10 protein-coding genes are annotated in these 14461 nt (G+C 71.2%); 3 read left to right on the forward strand and 7 right to left on the reverse strand.

Features of this window, described 5'->3' with window-relative positions; genetic code table 11:
• Positions 1 to 65: 65 nt before the first annotated feature.
• Positions 66 to 2060, reverse strand: a complete 1995-nt coding sequence (locus tag U8525_RS14130; protein ID WP_374265763.1) for a S8 family serine peptidase — start codon at positions 2058 to 2060, stop codon at positions 66 to 68.
• A 208-nt stretch (positions 2061 to 2268) separates the two neighbouring features.
• Here U8525_RS14130 and U8525_RS14135 point away from each other — a divergent pair, with 208 nt between their 5' ends.
• Positions 2269 to 3948: a hypothetical protein gene (locus U8525_RS14135; RefSeq protein ID WP_374265765.1), complete on the forward strand. Its 1680-nt coding sequence runs from the start codon at positions 2269 to 2271 to the stop codon at positions 3946 to 3948.
• A gap of 30 nt (positions 3949 to 3978) precedes the next feature.
• Here the strand turns inward: U8525_RS14135 and U8525_RS14140 are convergent, their stop codons facing one another.
• The 4 genes from U8525_RS14140 to U8525_RS14155 all read right to left on the reverse strand — a co-directional run bounded on the left by U8525_RS14140 (position 3979) and on the right by U8525_RS14155 (position 7135).
• Positions 3979 to 4806, reverse strand: a complete 828-nt coding sequence (locus tag U8525_RS14140) for a MetQ/NlpA family ABC transporter substrate-binding protein (protein ID WP_374265767.1) — start codon at positions 4804 to 4806, stop codon at positions 3979 to 3981.
• 5 nt (positions 4807 to 4811) lie between these two features.
• Positions 4812 to 5489 carry a methionine ABC transporter permease gene (locus tag U8525_RS14145; RefSeq protein ID WP_374265769.1) on the reverse strand — a complete coding sequence of 226 codons (678 nt, stop codon included), beginning with the start codon at positions 5487 to 5489 and terminating at the stop codon, positions 4812 to 4814.
• Positions 5482 to 6474: a methionine ABC transporter ATP-binding protein gene (locus tag U8525_RS14150; RefSeq protein WP_374265771.1), complete on the reverse strand. Its 993-nt coding sequence runs from the start codon at positions 6472 to 6474 to the stop codon at positions 5482 to 5484. The genes U8525_RS14145 and U8525_RS14150 overlap by 8 nt, the downstream gene beginning before the upstream one ends.
• A 277-nt stretch (positions 6475 to 6751) precedes the next feature.
• Entirely contained in the window at positions 6752 to 7135 is a 384-nt protein-coding gene (locus tag U8525_RS14155) for a DUF2917 domain-containing protein (RefSeq protein WP_374265773.1), read from the reverse strand.
• Between the two features lie 185 nt (positions 7136 to 7320).
• On the opposite strand from U8525_RS14155, the gene U8525_RS14160 reads away from it, so the two are divergent.
• Positions 7321 to 8769, forward strand: a complete 1449-nt coding sequence (locus U8525_RS14160; protein WP_374265775.1) for a PLP-dependent aminotransferase family protein — start codon at positions 7321 to 7323, stop codon at positions 8767 to 8769.
• Here the strand turns inward: U8525_RS14160 and tam are convergent.
• Entirely contained in the window at positions 8753 to 9523 is a 771-nt protein-coding gene (tam, locus tag U8525_RS14165; RefSeq protein ID WP_374265777.1) for a trans-aconitate 2-methyltransferase, read from the reverse strand. The two genes, U8525_RS14160 and tam, sit on opposite strands and share 17 nt — an antisense overlap.
• Before the next feature lie 107 nt (positions 9524 to 9630).
• Here tam and U8525_RS14170 point away from each other — a divergent pair, with 107 nt between their 5' ends.
• Positions 9631 to 13269, forward strand: a complete 3639-nt coding sequence (locus U8525_RS14170) for a VIT domain-containing protein (protein ID WP_374265779.1) — start codon at positions 9631 to 9633, stop codon at positions 13267 to 13269.
• 25 nt (positions 13270 to 13294) lie between these two features.
• Here U8525_RS14170 and U8525_RS14175 read toward each other — a convergent pair whose 3' ends face one another.
• Positions 13295 to 14173: a hypothetical protein gene (locus tag U8525_RS14175; RefSeq protein ID WP_374265781.1), complete on the reverse strand. Its 879-nt coding sequence runs from the start codon at positions 14171 to 14173 to the stop codon at positions 13295 to 13297.
• Positions 14174 to 14461: the final 288 nt, after the last annotated feature.

Genomic DNA, 14461 nt, shown 5'->3' on the forward strand with positions numbered 1-14461 from the left:
AGGAACGACGAGGCCCAGCAACCCGGTGGGCTGCTGGGCCTCTGGACCCTGCGTCCCCGCGAGGACTACCGGACGATGTTCACCGCCGTGTCATCGAGGAAGAAGCTCGTCTGGAGCGACGCGTCCTCCGTGCCGTTGAAGTAGAGGCGGAGGGTCTGGCCCTTGTAGGCGGCCAGGTCGAACGTCCGCTGCACGTAGGCCGAGCCCTTGTCCAGGTTGCTGTACGTGGCCAGCGTGGCCAGCACGGTGCCCGCGCTGTTGCGGACCTGGACGGCCAGCTTGTCGTAGGCCGTGGTGGTCGTCGTCTCCGACGAGGTGATGCGCGCCCAGAAGGTGAGGGTCGCGCTGCACGCCGTGGCGGGGATGGTGATGTCCTGCCAGGCGTAGTCGGTGTGCGTGCTGCCGTAGCCATTCATGTAGGCCTTGTACGTGCCCGTGCGCGGCGCGCTGCCGGACGTGGTGCCGCTGATGACGCCGGACGAGGTCGTCCATCCTGTGTTGCCGCTCTCGAAGCCCGGGTTGACCAGGAGCTGCTCGGAGATGGAGCAGCTGCCCGTGCCGTTGTTCACCGTCACCGACACCGTGGCGGACGTGCCCACGTTGTTCGCCGCGTCATACGCCCGGGTGGTCAGCGCGTAGGTGCCGTTGGCCACCGCCGTCGTGTTCCACGAGATGCTGTACGGCGCCGCCGTCGCCGTGCCCAGCAGCGTGGCGCCCGCGTAGAACTCCACGCGCGACACGCCCACGTTGTCGGAGGCGCTGGCGCTCAGGCTCGCGGTGCCGCTCAGCGTGGCGCCGCCCGCGGGCGAGGTGATGGAGGTGGTGGGCGGGGTGGTGTCGCTGCCGCCGCCGCCGGTGATGAAGAGCGTGTACAGCAGCTTGTTGGGCGAGCCGGTCCCCGGGCTGGTGACCTTGTTCGGCGTGGCGTTGTTCACCAGCGCGTCCCGCACCTGCTGGGGCGTCGCGGTGGGGTTGGCGCTCAGGTAGAGCGCCGCGGCGCCGGCCACGTGCGGCGAGGCCATGGACGTGCCGCTCATCGACGTGCTCGACGAGTTGCCGGAGTTCGAGGCGGACGTGATGCTCGAGCCCGGCGCGAAGAGGTCCAGGCACGCGCCGTAGTTGGAGAACGACGAGCGGGCATCCGAGCTGGTGGTGGAGCCCACCGTGATGGCGTTGGGCGCGCGGGCCGGCGAATAGTCGCAGGCGTCGTCGCTGTCGTTGCCGGCGGCGACCACCGTCGTGACGCCCGCGGCGATCAACCGCTCCGTCGCGTCATCGACGGCCTGGATGGCGACGTCGCCCAGGCTCATGTTGGCGACCGCCGGCTTGATGTGGTTGGCCGCCACCCAATCAATGCCACCAATCACCTGCGCGTCGTTGCCGTAGCCCGTGCAGTCCAGCACCCGCACGCCGTGCAGGGTGACCTTCTTCGCCACGCCCCAGGTCGTGCCGCCCACCGTGCCCGACACGTGCGTGCCGTGGCCGTGGCAGTCCGAGGGGTCGCTGTCGTTGTCGATGAAGTCGTAGCCGTTGCCGATGCGGCCGGTGAACTCGGTGTGGGTCTGCCGGATGCCGGTGTCGATGACGTACGCGTGCACGCCGGTGCCATCGACGTTGTACGTGTAGGAGCTGTTGCGCGGCAGGTCCCGCTGGTCGATGCGGTCGATGCCCCACGTCGCGCCGGTCTGCGTGGCGGACACGTGGATGAGGCCGTTCTCCTGCACATACGCCACGCGCGGGTCGGACAGGAGGCGGCGGGCCTCGGCCTCGCTCATGTTCGCCAGGAAGCCGTGGATGGAGTGCTCATAGGTCCGCAGCACCCGGCCGCTGGTGAGGGACACCAGCTCCTGGGCGATGCTCGCCGCCCCCTGCTGCCGGACCTCCTGCGCGGAGTCGCGCAGGACGACGATGTATTCGTTGGGGATGGCCCGCTCGCGGTGGATCATCTGCGCCGTGTGACCGAACTGCTCGCCGTCGGACTCCGGTGCCTCCGGCAGCGGGCCGCATGCCGCGGCCAGCAGGGAGAAGGCACTCACCGCCTGGGTCAGTCTCAGTTTCATGCGGCCTCTCAGGGGACGTGCGGGCTCCGGGACGGAAACCCTTGCACAAGCCTTGAAAAGTATATTTTCAGGAATAAGCGGTCAATGGCGCCAGGGCGTGCGCGGCTGGGGCCGTGGGCCCGTGTGGGTCAGCCTCGCTCCATTTGACTCCCTGTCGCCGCCGCCCGTTTGATCCTCGACGTTTGTCGCAGCCCCCAGGAGCCACCCCATGCCTCACCCCGATGCCCAGACGGCGCTGGAGATGCTGGAGTACTGTCGCTTTGCCTACAAGGCGTATGCCCAGGGCTGTGTCTACCCGATGGATCCGTTCTACGAATCCCACGGGGCCGGGTTGTGGCAGGGCGCGAGGGACCGGGTGCTGGCCCAGGTGCACAGGCTGCTCGGCAGCGAAGCGGACATCCACAAGTTCGATCCCATCGAATACGACTTGCGGACTCCGCCGAACCCCCGGCAGGGGGTCGTGTATCGGGGCGGCACGGGGGCTTCTCCGTACATCCTCTTCCAGCCGCGGGAGCTGGACCGCTCCATCTCCTTCTCGAAGGGCGTGGACCTGGAGGGGGAGGACATCCCCATCAAGATGCGGGACCTCTTCGGGGAGCGGACGCTGCTGGGGCTCGAGCACTCCGACGCGAGCGGCTCGAAGCGGTGCTGCTACTTCCAGGGCAAGACGGGGATGACGCAGACGCACCCGACGGCGGGCTGGCCCAGCTGGATGGGGGCCGCCATCTACGACCCGGACCTCCAGCGGCTGACGGTGGTCTTTCGCGGCAGCCGGAGCGGAAGCGGCGGACGCGCGCTGGGGCAGGCGCTGGTCAACAGCGCGGGGAGCCCGGACTGGGTCACCGACATGAACCACCTGAAGGAGGTGAAGGTCGGCCGGTTCAGCGGCGCGAAGCTGTCCGCCGGCTTCTGGTACGCCTACGCGAGCTGCCAGGAGTCCCTGGCGGCGGCCTGCCTGGAGGCGATGCACGGCCGCGTCCCCCGGGAGATCCTCTTCACCGGCCACAGCCTGGGCGGCGCGCTCGCGCAGTGCGCCTATCTGGACCTGGCGGGCGGCGAGCTGCTGGCGAAGGTCTACGCGAAGATAAAGAGCCGGGTGAGCGTCTGCTGCTACGCCATCTCCGCGCCGCCTGTCGTGCTCGGGTCCAAGTCGAAGGCGAAGCTCGAGCTGCACCTCGGCGGGGAGGCGCAGGTGTTCCACTACTTCTCGCCGCACGACGCCGTGCACAACAGCAGCAAGGTGAAGACCTCCGGGGTGACGGCCGTGAACTCGGTCGTGGGCGTGTTCACGCATCCGCTCACGTCGCCGTGCCACCTGGGGGGGGAGATCCCCCTGAAGGATTGCACGAAGGCCTTCCCGGACGCGCATGAGCCCGAGGAGGTGCGCAAGGGGCTCGTCGGGCTCATCCGGAAGGAGCGCAACATGGGCCTGCCCGCGGACCCGGGCTTCTGGCCCACGTTCGAGTTCAATCCCACCGGGGCCTGGGGGGCGTCGGTGCGGCCGGGCGGGGATTGGGCCGCGGAGGCGCTCGCGGCGCATCTGAAGATCGCGCTCGTCACCAGCGTCTCGGAAGAGCGGGCGCGGGTGCGCGCGCGGCTCTGGGCGGACGTGGTCAAGGGCAGCGGGAAGAAGAAGGACGACTACGAGGTCGTGGACGACACGGATGGGGCCTCGTTCGATGCCTTCGCCGATGCGTGTGGCCTGGTGGCGGAGCTGAGCAACCCCTTCACGGACAACCGCTCACGGAACAAGTCGGAGCTGCGGGCCCTGCGCAACGAGATGATCAAATCCTATCAGGGGGCCTCGGGCCACAAGGCCTCCTCCAGCGTCTACTTCGTCATGCTCCAGTACCTGACCGCCGCGCAGTACGGGCTCGACATCGTCTGACCCGCCTGGGGCCGTCCCCGGCTGGCTGGCTCAGAAGGCGGGGATGACGGCGCCGCCGTAGGTGGCGTCGATGTAGCGGCGCACCTCGTCGGATTGGAGTGCCTTCACCAGGGCCCGGATCTCCGGACGGGCTTCATCGCCCGCCCGGACCGCGAGCACGTTCGCGTGCGGGTTGCGCGTCGCGGATTCGCGGGCCAGGACATGGGCATCCAGGTGCAGCTGCTTCTGGGCCTCCAGGAAGTAGTTGCCATTGATGACCGCGCCGTCCACGTCCTCCAGCGTGCGGGGCTGCTGCTCGGCGTCGAGCTCCCGCAGGTCCAGCTTGCGTGGATTGCCCACCACGTCCTGGAGCGTGGCGTCCGCTCCGGCGCCTTCGCGCAAGGTCAGCAGCCCCTGCTTCGCCAGCAGGTGCAGGGCCCGCGCGGCGTTGCTGGGGTCCGCCGGCAGGGTGAGCTTCGCGCCCGTGGGGAGCTCCGCGAGCTGCCGGAACCGCAGGGAGTAGAGCGCCAGCGGCTCCAGGTGCACCGCGCCCACGCTCTTCAACGCGAGGTGGCGCTCCCCGGCGAAGCGCTCCAGGTAGGGCTCGTGCTGGAAGTAGTTGGCGTCCAGCTGGCCGTCCGCAAGCGCGAGGTTGGGTTGGATGTAGTCGGTGAACTCCACCACCTCCACGCGCACGCCGTCGCGCTCCGCGACCCTGGCGGCGACGCGGAGGATGTCTCCGTGGGGGACGGGATTGACGCCGACCTTCAGGGGACGCGAGGCATTCGAGGCTTCGGAGGGCGCGGGCTTGCAGCCCCCCAGCCACGACGTCGCGAGGAGCAGGAGGGCCGCGGACAGGATTCGGAAGGAGGTGCGCATGGGAGTCAGGGGTGATCCGGGGGAGGGGAGGAGCGGGTGGGGTCGAAGCGGGAGGCGAGGCGCTCTCCCAGCCATTGCAGCGCCTGCACGAGCACCAGCAGCACCGCGAGGCAGCCCCACATGACGTCGACGCGGAAGCGCATGTAGCCGTACTTCACCGCCAGGTCGCCCAGCCCTCCGCCGCCGACCGCGCCCGCCATGGCGCTGTAGCCGAGCAGGCTGATGACGACGAGCGCCGTGCCTCGCACGAGCGACGGCAGGGACTCCGGAAGCAGGACGCGGAGGATGATGCGCAGGGGCGTGGAGCCCATCGCCACGGCGGCTTCGACGCGGCCGGCATCCACCTCGCGCAGGGCCTGCTCCACCACGCGGCCCATGAAGGGAATGGCCGCCACCACCAGGGGCACGATGGCCGCCGTCGTTCCGATGGTGGTCCCCACCACCTTGCGGGTGAGCGGGACGAGGGCCACCATCAGGATGATGAACGGGATGGAGCGCCCCACGTTCACCAGCGCCCCCAGCGCCCGGCTCAACGCGGGCGCCGGCCAGAGCCCGCCCCGGTCCGTCACCACCAGCAGCACCCCCAGCGGCAGGCCGGCGAGCACCACCAGCACCGACGCCACCGACGTCATGTAGAGTGACTCCAGGGTGGCGACGCCCAGCGCTCTCGGCAGGTCACCCATGGGCGGCCTCCGCGGTGGTCAAGCCCTGCTCCCGCAGGAAGGTCCGGGCCTCCGCCACCGCTCCCGGCGCGCCGTGAAGCTCCACCAGCAGCCGGCCCACGCGGGACTCCCCCACGCGCTCCAGCGCGCCCTCCAGCAGCAGGACGTCCACGTCGAAGCGGCGGGCCAGGGTGCTGAGCAACGGACTGCGGGCATGCGCGTCCGTCAGCGACAGCTCCACGCGCTGCCCCGCCGTGGGTTCCTGTTGTCCGGACAGGGGGGGAAAACACAGCGCGCGGAGCCGGGACTCCGGACGCGCGAGCAGCGCCTGCACGCGCCCCTGCTCCACCAGCCGGCCCCCTTCGAGCACGGCCACGGCGCCGCACAGCGCCTTCACCACCTCCAACTGGTGGGTGATGAGCAGCAGCGTCAGCCCGAGCTGTTGCTGGAGGCCCTTCATCAGCCCGAGCACCGAGCGGGTCGTCTCCGGATCCAACGCGGACGTGGCCTCGTCCGACAGCAGGACGCGCGGCCGGGGCGCCAGGGCCCGGGCGATGCCCACCCGCTGCTTCTGCCCTCCCGAGAGCTGCGAGGGATACGCCCGCGCTTTGTCGGACAGGCCCACCAGCGACAGCAGCTCCGCCACGCGCGCGCGGATGGCCGCGCGCGGCAGGCCCATCACCTCCAGGGGATAGGCGACGTTGCCCTCCACCGTCCGCGAGGCGAAGAGGTTGAAGTGCTGGAAGATCATCCCGATGCCCTGTCGCGCCTGCCGCAGCTGGTGGGGGCTCAGGGACAGCAGGTCCTGCCCCGCCACCCGCACCTCGCCGCGCGTGGGGCGCTCCAGGAGGTTTGCGCAGCGGAGGAGGGTGGACTTGCCGGCGCCGCTGCGCCCCAGCACGCCGAACACCTCTCCCGGCTCGACGTGCAGCGACACGTCGTGCAGGGCCGTCACCTGCCGGTCGCCCTGGCTGAAGACCTTGTGGATGCCTCGCAGCTCGATCACGCCCGCGCTCCGGACAGGGGGCCTGGGCGCGCATGGGCTGGGTCACGACGGTGCGACATCGGGGAGCTCCTGGGGCGCTCTCGCTCCAGGGAGCGCGGGCGCTGGACGGGCGGTGATGGAAAACGAAAAGGCCTGTCCCCGGATGACGGGAACAGGCCAGACCGACAGGGCGCGGACGCGCGGAGGGAGGCTCAGCGCATGCGCACGGACGGACCGGCCGCGACACGGCAACACATGCCGTGACAACAGGTCCTGGGCGTGGTGGCGCGAACGAGCATCAGCGATGGAGGTAGTCGAGCCCGCGAGGACTGTCAACCCAGGGCTCGGGAGGAGGCGCTCCCGCGCCCCGCGCAGAACCCGTCCGACAACCGGACAGGTTGAAGCGCGCGTCACGCAGGGCCTGCACCACCACGTGCCCCGCGCACACCTTCAGCGTCTCACCCGCGCCGAGCACGTGGTCTCGCGGGTCGCCCTCGAGCGTGAGCCAGACCTGCCCCTCCTCGCAGACGAACGTGCGGGACGGGCCGCGCAGGCGCCTGCTCCACAGGCTGCCCCCCGGCAGGCACACCCGCTCCTGGCAAGCGTTGGACGTGACACCCCGCAGGCGCTCCGCCAGCGAGCGCAGCCAGGAGGGATTCAGCAACGTGAAGCGGTCCGCCATCTCGGTCCTCCCGTGATGGACCCACCATGCGTCCGGAGGCGCGACCAGAACAGATGCAGGGGCTGGGAATTGTGACCAGTACAGTTCCAGCCTGGAGAACTGTGCTGATGTCGCCATCGTGAAGCTGTACCTGGGCGGCCGGAGCCCCGGGCGCTATCCGTTGGAGTCAGCAGGAGGGCCATTCCATGGGCGCACGTGCGCAATCCCTGAAGCTCTACGAGCGTGTCGCGGAGCGGCTGAAGGACGCCATCGCCGCGGGTACGCTCCGTCCGGGGGAGCGGCTGCCCTCCGTGCGCCAGTTGAGCGCGCGCGAGCGGGTGAGCGTCTCCACCGTGCTCCAGGCCTACCTCCAGCTGGAGTCGCAGGGGCTCATCGAGACGCGGCCCCAGTCCGGCCACTACGTGCGGGAACGCGAGCGGCTCCGGCTCGCCGAGCCCCCGGTGTCCCGGCCGCCGGCCTCCGCGACGCCGGTCACCGTCAGCGACCTGGTGTCGCATCTGTACCGGTCGTCCCGCGAGCCGCGCATGGTGCAGCTGGGCACCGCGTGGCCGGCGCCGGAGCTGCTCCCCACCCAGCGCCTGTCGCGGGAGCTGGGGCTGCTCGCGCGGGAGCAGCAGGCCGAGGGCGTGATGTACGACGTGCCTCCCGGCTCGAAGCGGCTCCGGCAGCAGCTGGCGAAGCGTTCGCTGGAGTGGGGCTGCGCGCTGGGCGCGGATGACTTCGTCACCACCAGCGGAGCCGCGGAGGCGGTGCACCTGTGCCTCGTCGCGGCCGCGCGCAAGGGTGACACCATCGCCATCGAGTCTCCGGCCTATTACGGCACGCTGCTCGCCATCGAGTCGCTGGGGCTCAAGGCGCTGGAGATTCCCTGTCACCCCCGGCATGGCATGGAGCTGGACGCGCTGGAGGCCGCGCTCGCGCGGCGGCGCGTGGCCGCGGTGCTGGTGGTCCCCAGCTTCAGCAACCCGGTGGGCAGCTGCATGCCGGAGGACCACCGTCGGCGGCTGGTGGAGCTGGTGACCGCGCACGACGTGCCGCTCATCGAGGACGACATCTACGGCGACCTGCACTTCGGTCCGGAGCGTCCTCGCCCGTGCAAGGCCTTCGACACGCGCGGCCAGGTGCTGCTGTGCGGTTCATTCTCCAAGACCCTCGCCCCGGGCTTCCGCGTGGGCTACGTGGCCCCGGGCCGGTTCCGGGAGCGCGTGGAGCTGCTCAAGTTCGCGCACACCGTGGCGTCGCCGCTGCTGACCCAGGAGGCGGTCGCGCGCTTCCTGGAGAGCGGCGGCTATGACAGACACCTGCGCGCCCTGCGCCGCAACCTCGCCTCGCAGGTGGAGCACGTGGCCCACGCCGTCGCCGAGCACTTCCCCCAGGGGACGTGCGTGGCCCTGCCGTCCGGAGGGCTGCTGCTCTGGGTGCAGCTACCGCCCTCGGTGGATGCCCACGCGCTCAACGCGCGCGCCCTGGAGGTGGGCATCAGCATCGCGCCCGGGTCCATCTTCTCCGCGCGACCGGGCTCCTACCGGAATTACATCCGCCTGAGCTGTGGCCAGCCTTGGACGCCGCGCATCGAGGCCGCCGTCGCCACGCTGGGGAACCTCGCGTCCGGCCTGGCTAGCGCGTCGCGATGAGGAACAGCCGGGGGAAGGGCAGCAGGACCGTCCCGTCGGGCAGGGTCGGGTAGGCCCGCGCAATCCCTGCCTGATAGCGGGTGAGGAAGCCTGTCTTCTCGGCCGCGTCGAGCGGCTCCAGGAAGGGCCGGAGCCCCGAGCCCTTGAACCACTCCACCACCGCCCCGGCGCCTCCGGCCAGCGGGTGGAAGTAGGTGGTGCGCCAGAGGTCCACCGTGGCCCCGGCCTCGCGCAGCACGCGGAAGTACCAGTCGGCGTCATGGCGGACGGTGCGGGCGCTCGCGGCGCCCTCCAGCTTGTCCGCCCAGGGCCCCGCGCTGGCGGTCTCGCGCATCAGCCGGTGTGAGGGCTCCTCCAGGTTGTCGGGCATCTGCACGGCGAGGCTTCCGCCTCGCGCCAGCCTCTGGAGGAGCGCGGGCAGCAGGGTGGCGTGGTCGGGCACCCATTGGAGCACCGCGTTCGCCAGGATGACGTCGTAGGGGCCCGGGTCGCTCCAGGTCGCGATGTCGCCCAGGTCGAACCGGACGTCCGGCAGACGCTTGCGCGCCGCGTTGAGCATGTCCGGTGAGCTGTCCGTTCCGATGACGGTGGCCGTGGGAAGGCGGGCGCGCAGCAGCTCCGTGGAGTTGCCGGGGCCGCAGCCGAGGTCCGCCGCGCGCCTCACGTCAGCCGTGGGAAGCCGCGCGAGCAGGTCCCGGATGGGGCGGTTCCGCTCGTCCTCGAAGCGCGTGTACTGCGCCGCTGACCAGTCCATGGGCATCTCCCTTTTTCAGGAACCTACCGCGTCATGGCGGTGTCATGGATTGTCCATGTCCTGGCGGCATGCCGCCTGCCAGGACCGGATGGGTTAGCGTTCCAATCATGCGCCTCCTTCGTGCTTCCGCCGTCGTGTTGCTGATGGGGTTCCTCGCCTCGGGATGCAAGCGGGACGCGGACGTGGCCCCGCCCGGGCCCGCCGCTCCGCGCGCCGCGCCAGCGCCCTTCATCCAGGCGGGACTGGCGGCCCCCGTCACCGCCGCGGGACAGCCGGACACGGGCGAGGTGGACCTCGCGGCGCTGCGCGACTCCGTGGCGGACCCGAAGGTGGTCTCGGAGGCGGAGGTGGAGGCGCTCTCTCCGAGGCGTGGACGCTCGCCGGACGCGCCCACGGCCATGGCACCTCCACCGAGCCCGAGCCCCGCCGAGGCGCCCGGCCTGGGCGAGCCGGAGGTCCTGGATTCCATGGGGAGGGAGGACCTGGCGCTCGTCGAGGCGCATCAACGCGCGGAGGAGCGTGCACGGTCCGCCACCGCGGCCGCCGAGCGCGCGCACGCCGAGCTGGACGCGGATGGCGTGGAGGGCGGTGTCGTCGGGGGCCAGCTCGGGGTGCCGGCGCCCTCGGCCGCGCCTCGTGTCCTGGAGCAACGACGGGAGGCCATCATCCAGATCATCAAGGGCAGCGGCGGGGGCGGCGCGGGCGCCAGCTCCACCGGGCGGGGCCTGGGCGCCGCGCCCGCGAAGAAGCAGGCCGCCAGGGCGGATGACGCCCCGAAGCCCGTGCTCCCTCGCGTGGAGGCCGCGCCTCGCGCCGCGAAGGTCCTGGTGATGGGCGAGGACGGCCGCTACCAGCCTCTCAAGGCCCGCGCCGTCCGCGTCGTCACGTACATCCAGGGCTCCCGCGCGCGGACCGTGGTCGACCACCTGTTCGAGAACGACTCCGGCCGCGGCCTCGAAGGGACGTTCTACTACCCGCTCCCCGGCGGCGCGACGGTGGCGGGCTTCGCGCTGTACTCGGGGGCGGTGGCGGTGGACACGCCCTCGCTGTTCCAGTCGTCGGACCTGCTGCCGCCCCTGGGCGATGCGTCGGCGGAGTCGGAGCGGCTCGCGGCCGCCGCGCCTCCCGCGGCCCGTGGCGCGAAGCGCTCCTGGGGCGACATCCAGGAGGCCCGCGTCGTCGAGCAGAAGCGCGCGCGGGAGGTGTACGAGGACGTCGTGCGCCGCAACGTGGACCCCGCGCTGCTGGAGTGGTCCGGCGCGTCCACCTTCAGCGCCCGCGTCTTCCCCCTGCCGCCGAAGTCGCTCAAGCGCGTGGTCATCGCGTATGAGCAGACGCTCCTCTTCGACGGGACGCGCCTGCGCTACACGTGGCCGCTGCCCGCGGACGCGGGCAAGGAGCTGCGCGTCAGCGCTCGCGTCCACGTCGACCCCCGTCAGGCCGTGGAGGTCGCGGTGCAGCCGGAGACGGGCGCGAAGGCGCGCAAGGTGGACGCCTGGGAGGTGTATGACTTCCCGAAGCTCACGGGGGATGGGGCGCTGGGCGTGGCGCTGAAGCCTCGCGGCGAGGACGCGGACGTGCTGGTGGGCTCGGACGACGCGGGGCTTCCGGGCCGCGCCTTCCACGCGCGGGTGCGGCTGCCGGAGCGGCTCACCTCCGGCGCGGAGGGGCCTCCCACGGGCCGCGCGGTGCTGGTGGTGGACACCTCGCTGTCCGCCGAGGACGGCAACGCCTGGGCCATCCAGGCGGCCACGCTGCGCGCCCTCCTGGAGAAGGACGCGACGCTGAAGGAGTACGCGGTGCTCCTCTTCGACGTGCGGCCACGCTGGCTGCACGGGCCCGGCTTCCGCCCCAACGACGCGGCGCACCGCCAGGAGAGCTTCGCGGAGCTGGAGCACGTCTTCCTGGAGGGCGCGTCCCATGTGGACGGCGCGATGGAGGAGCTGGACCGGGCCGCGCTCGAGTGGCTCAAGCCCGCCGCCTCCGGGGAGCGCGTGACGGCCTTCCTGCTCTCCGACGGCAACATCACCTGGGGACAGAGCCGGGTGGACGCGCTCCTCTCCCGGCACCCGTGCGTGGAGTCCCTGCGCTGGGTGACGTATCGCTTCGGCGAGGCGGCGGTGAACACGGAGCTCTTCGACGCGCTGGCCCGCTCCAGCGGCGGGCGGGTCGTGAGCGTCCTGTCCGCGGCGGAGGTGGACGCCGCGGCGAAGGCGCACCGCGCGGCGTCCGTGGTGCTGTCCCGCGTGTCGGTGGCGGGCGCGGACGTGGAGGACCTGGTGGTGGCGGGCCGGCCCCGGCTCGTCTTCCCCGGGCAGGAGTTGCAGGTGGCGGGCCGGCTGCCCGGCAAGGGCGACGCGGTGCTGGAGGTGGTGACCCAGGCGGGCACCGGGCCCGAGCGCACGCTGCGCATCCCCCTGCCCCTGGAGGTGGACAGCGCGTTCGCGCCGCGGGCGTGGGCGGAGCTCTTCGTGTCCCGGCTGGTGTCCCTGGATGACGAGCGGTTGGACCGGATGGTGGTGGCGCTCAGCCAGCACTACCGGCTGGCCAACGCCCGCGCGTCCATGCTCGTGCTGGAGTCCGAGGGCGATTACACGCGCTACGCCGTCCGCGACGAGCAGGTGGACCTGGAGAACCTGGAGTCGCTGCGGCGCCGGGAGGAGGACCAGCGCCGCGACAAGCTCCTGGGCCTCGCGCTGGACGACGTGCCCGCCGAGGGGCGCGCGGTGGTGGCCCGGCTCGCCGAGCAGAAGGGGCTGCCCGCGCTCCTGCGGCGTCAGCCGCTGCGGGACGCGCCGTATGCGGGCGGAGACGAGCGGCTCCAGGCGGAGCTGGCCTACCGCAAGGCGCGGCGGGAGAACCGCGACGACGTGATGATCTACGAGGCCGTGGCTCGCAGGCGCGCCTTCTCCGGCGACACCTGGGGCGCGGTGCGGGCGCTGTCGTCGCCCGTGGAGCTGCGGCCCCGCGACGCGGAGGCGCTGCGGCTGGTGGGCTATGGCCTGCTGGCGCTGGGGCAGTACCCGGCGGCGGCGGAGCTCTTCGAGCACGTGCGCCTCAACCGCCCCTTCGAGGCGCAGGCCTTCCTGGAGGAGGCGCTCGCGCTGGACGCGTCCGGCCGCTATTCCGAGGCGGCCCGGAACTATGAAATCGTCCTGGCGCGCCCCTGGAAGCGGCACGCCGAGGAGCTGCGGACGGTGGCGAGCTTCCACTACGCCCGGATGCTGGCGGGGCTGGAGCGGCAGTCGCGGCTCGCGGAGGTCGCCCCGGTGCTCCGGGCGCGCCGCGCGGGACTTCGAGGGCTCGACGGGGCGCCGGTGTTCGCGGACGCGCAGCCCATCGACTACCAGCTCACCACGCACTGGAACTCGGACAGCACGGACATCGACCTGTGGGTCATCGAGCCGGACGGCGAGAAGTGCTTCTACCAGCACAAGGAGACGTCCCTGGGCGGGCGGCTGTACTGGGACATCACGGATGGCCTGGGGCCGGAGCTGTACCACGCGCGCAAGGTGGCGCCGGGGCCGTACCACGTGCTGGTGCACTACTACGGCAACCGCTCGGCGCGGGACGTGGTGCCCACGGCGCTGCTGCTCGTGAGCGACCGGAACGTCTTCACCGCCGAGGACATGGCCCAGCGGCGCTTCCAGGTGCGCATCCTGCCCAAGGCGAATGCGCTCCTGTTGTTGCGACGCGAGGAGCTGGTGGCGGCGAAGGACCGCGTGTCCGCGCAGCCCTCGCCGTGAAGCCTGCTCGCGAGGGGCGACGCGCTCAAGGGCAGCCGGAGCTGACCTCGAGCGCGTCGTAAGCCATCCAGCCGTTGCGGCGGGTGCCGGTGGCGGCGATGACGTAGCCATAGATGAACTTCATGGTGCCGGACTGCTGGCGGTAGCGCCCCGCGCTGTCCTTCACCCAGAGCGGGATGTCGATGGAGGGCGCGCCCGAGTTCGTCGGCACGTCCAGGCGCTGGAACTTCGTGCCCGCGGGGAAGTGGTCCACCGCGACGCCGCCCAGGCCGAAGCCCGGCACGTTGAAGGTGAGGTTCGCCGAGCGCAGGCCGTTGGCGCGCACGAGCGGCAGGTAGTCGCCCGCGCGCTCGTTGGCCGACGTCGTGTCATAGACGACCTTCTTCACCTCGAGGGCGGGGTCATGCGAGTTACGCACGGCGTAGCACGCCATCTTGCTCAGGCCGGAGCCCAGCGCGGAGACATGGCCGACCTTCTCCTCGAAGGACGTGCGTCCCAGGATGGCGGACATGGGCAGCCAGCCGGAGCTGGAGTTGGACGTCGACGTCGCGAACGCATGCAGCTCTCCGGCGAACGTGCGCGTCTGGCCGAAGTTGAAGAGGGAGCGCGTCCGCGTAGACGTGCCCACCACCGTGCCGTTGCCATCGCGAATGGGCACGCCGGTGGTGATGCCCCAGGTGTCATCGTCGTCCGGGTCGTTGGTCTGCACGCGGTTGCCGCCGGAAGGGCGCAGCTTGCAGTTGTAAGGGCTCTCCTCGCACACCGTCCCATTCACGCCGGAGAAGGCCGCCTGCCGCGTGGTGGCCACGGCATCCTCCGTGACCGCGTCACCCTCGAAGGCCTCGCCGCCACAGGCGACGGAGGCCAGCACGACCGTGCACAACACTGGCTTTGGGATGTTCATGGTAAAAATGGAAAACTGATTTTGCTTGATTTGTCAAATGGCGCATGGGTGCCATTGCCAGCTGGGCGTCATTGGTGGGGAGGGATTCACGTCTGGTGTCAGGTGCCCTTGCGGTCGCGTTATGCTCCGGACATGTCCAGGGACGCTTGGTGGATCGCGGCGCTGGTGGGGTGGCTGGTGCTGCCTGCGTCAGCGTGGGCTTGCTCGTGTATTTTTCGCGACCAGGGACTCGTCAGCGCGTTGGAGGAGGCCCGGTTTCAGGCCGACTTCATCTATCTGGCGCACGCC

This window comes from Corallococcus sp. RDP092CA, from assembly GCF_041903675.1.
GTDB lineage: Bacteria > Myxococcota > Myxococcia > Myxococcales > Myxococcaceae > Corallococcus.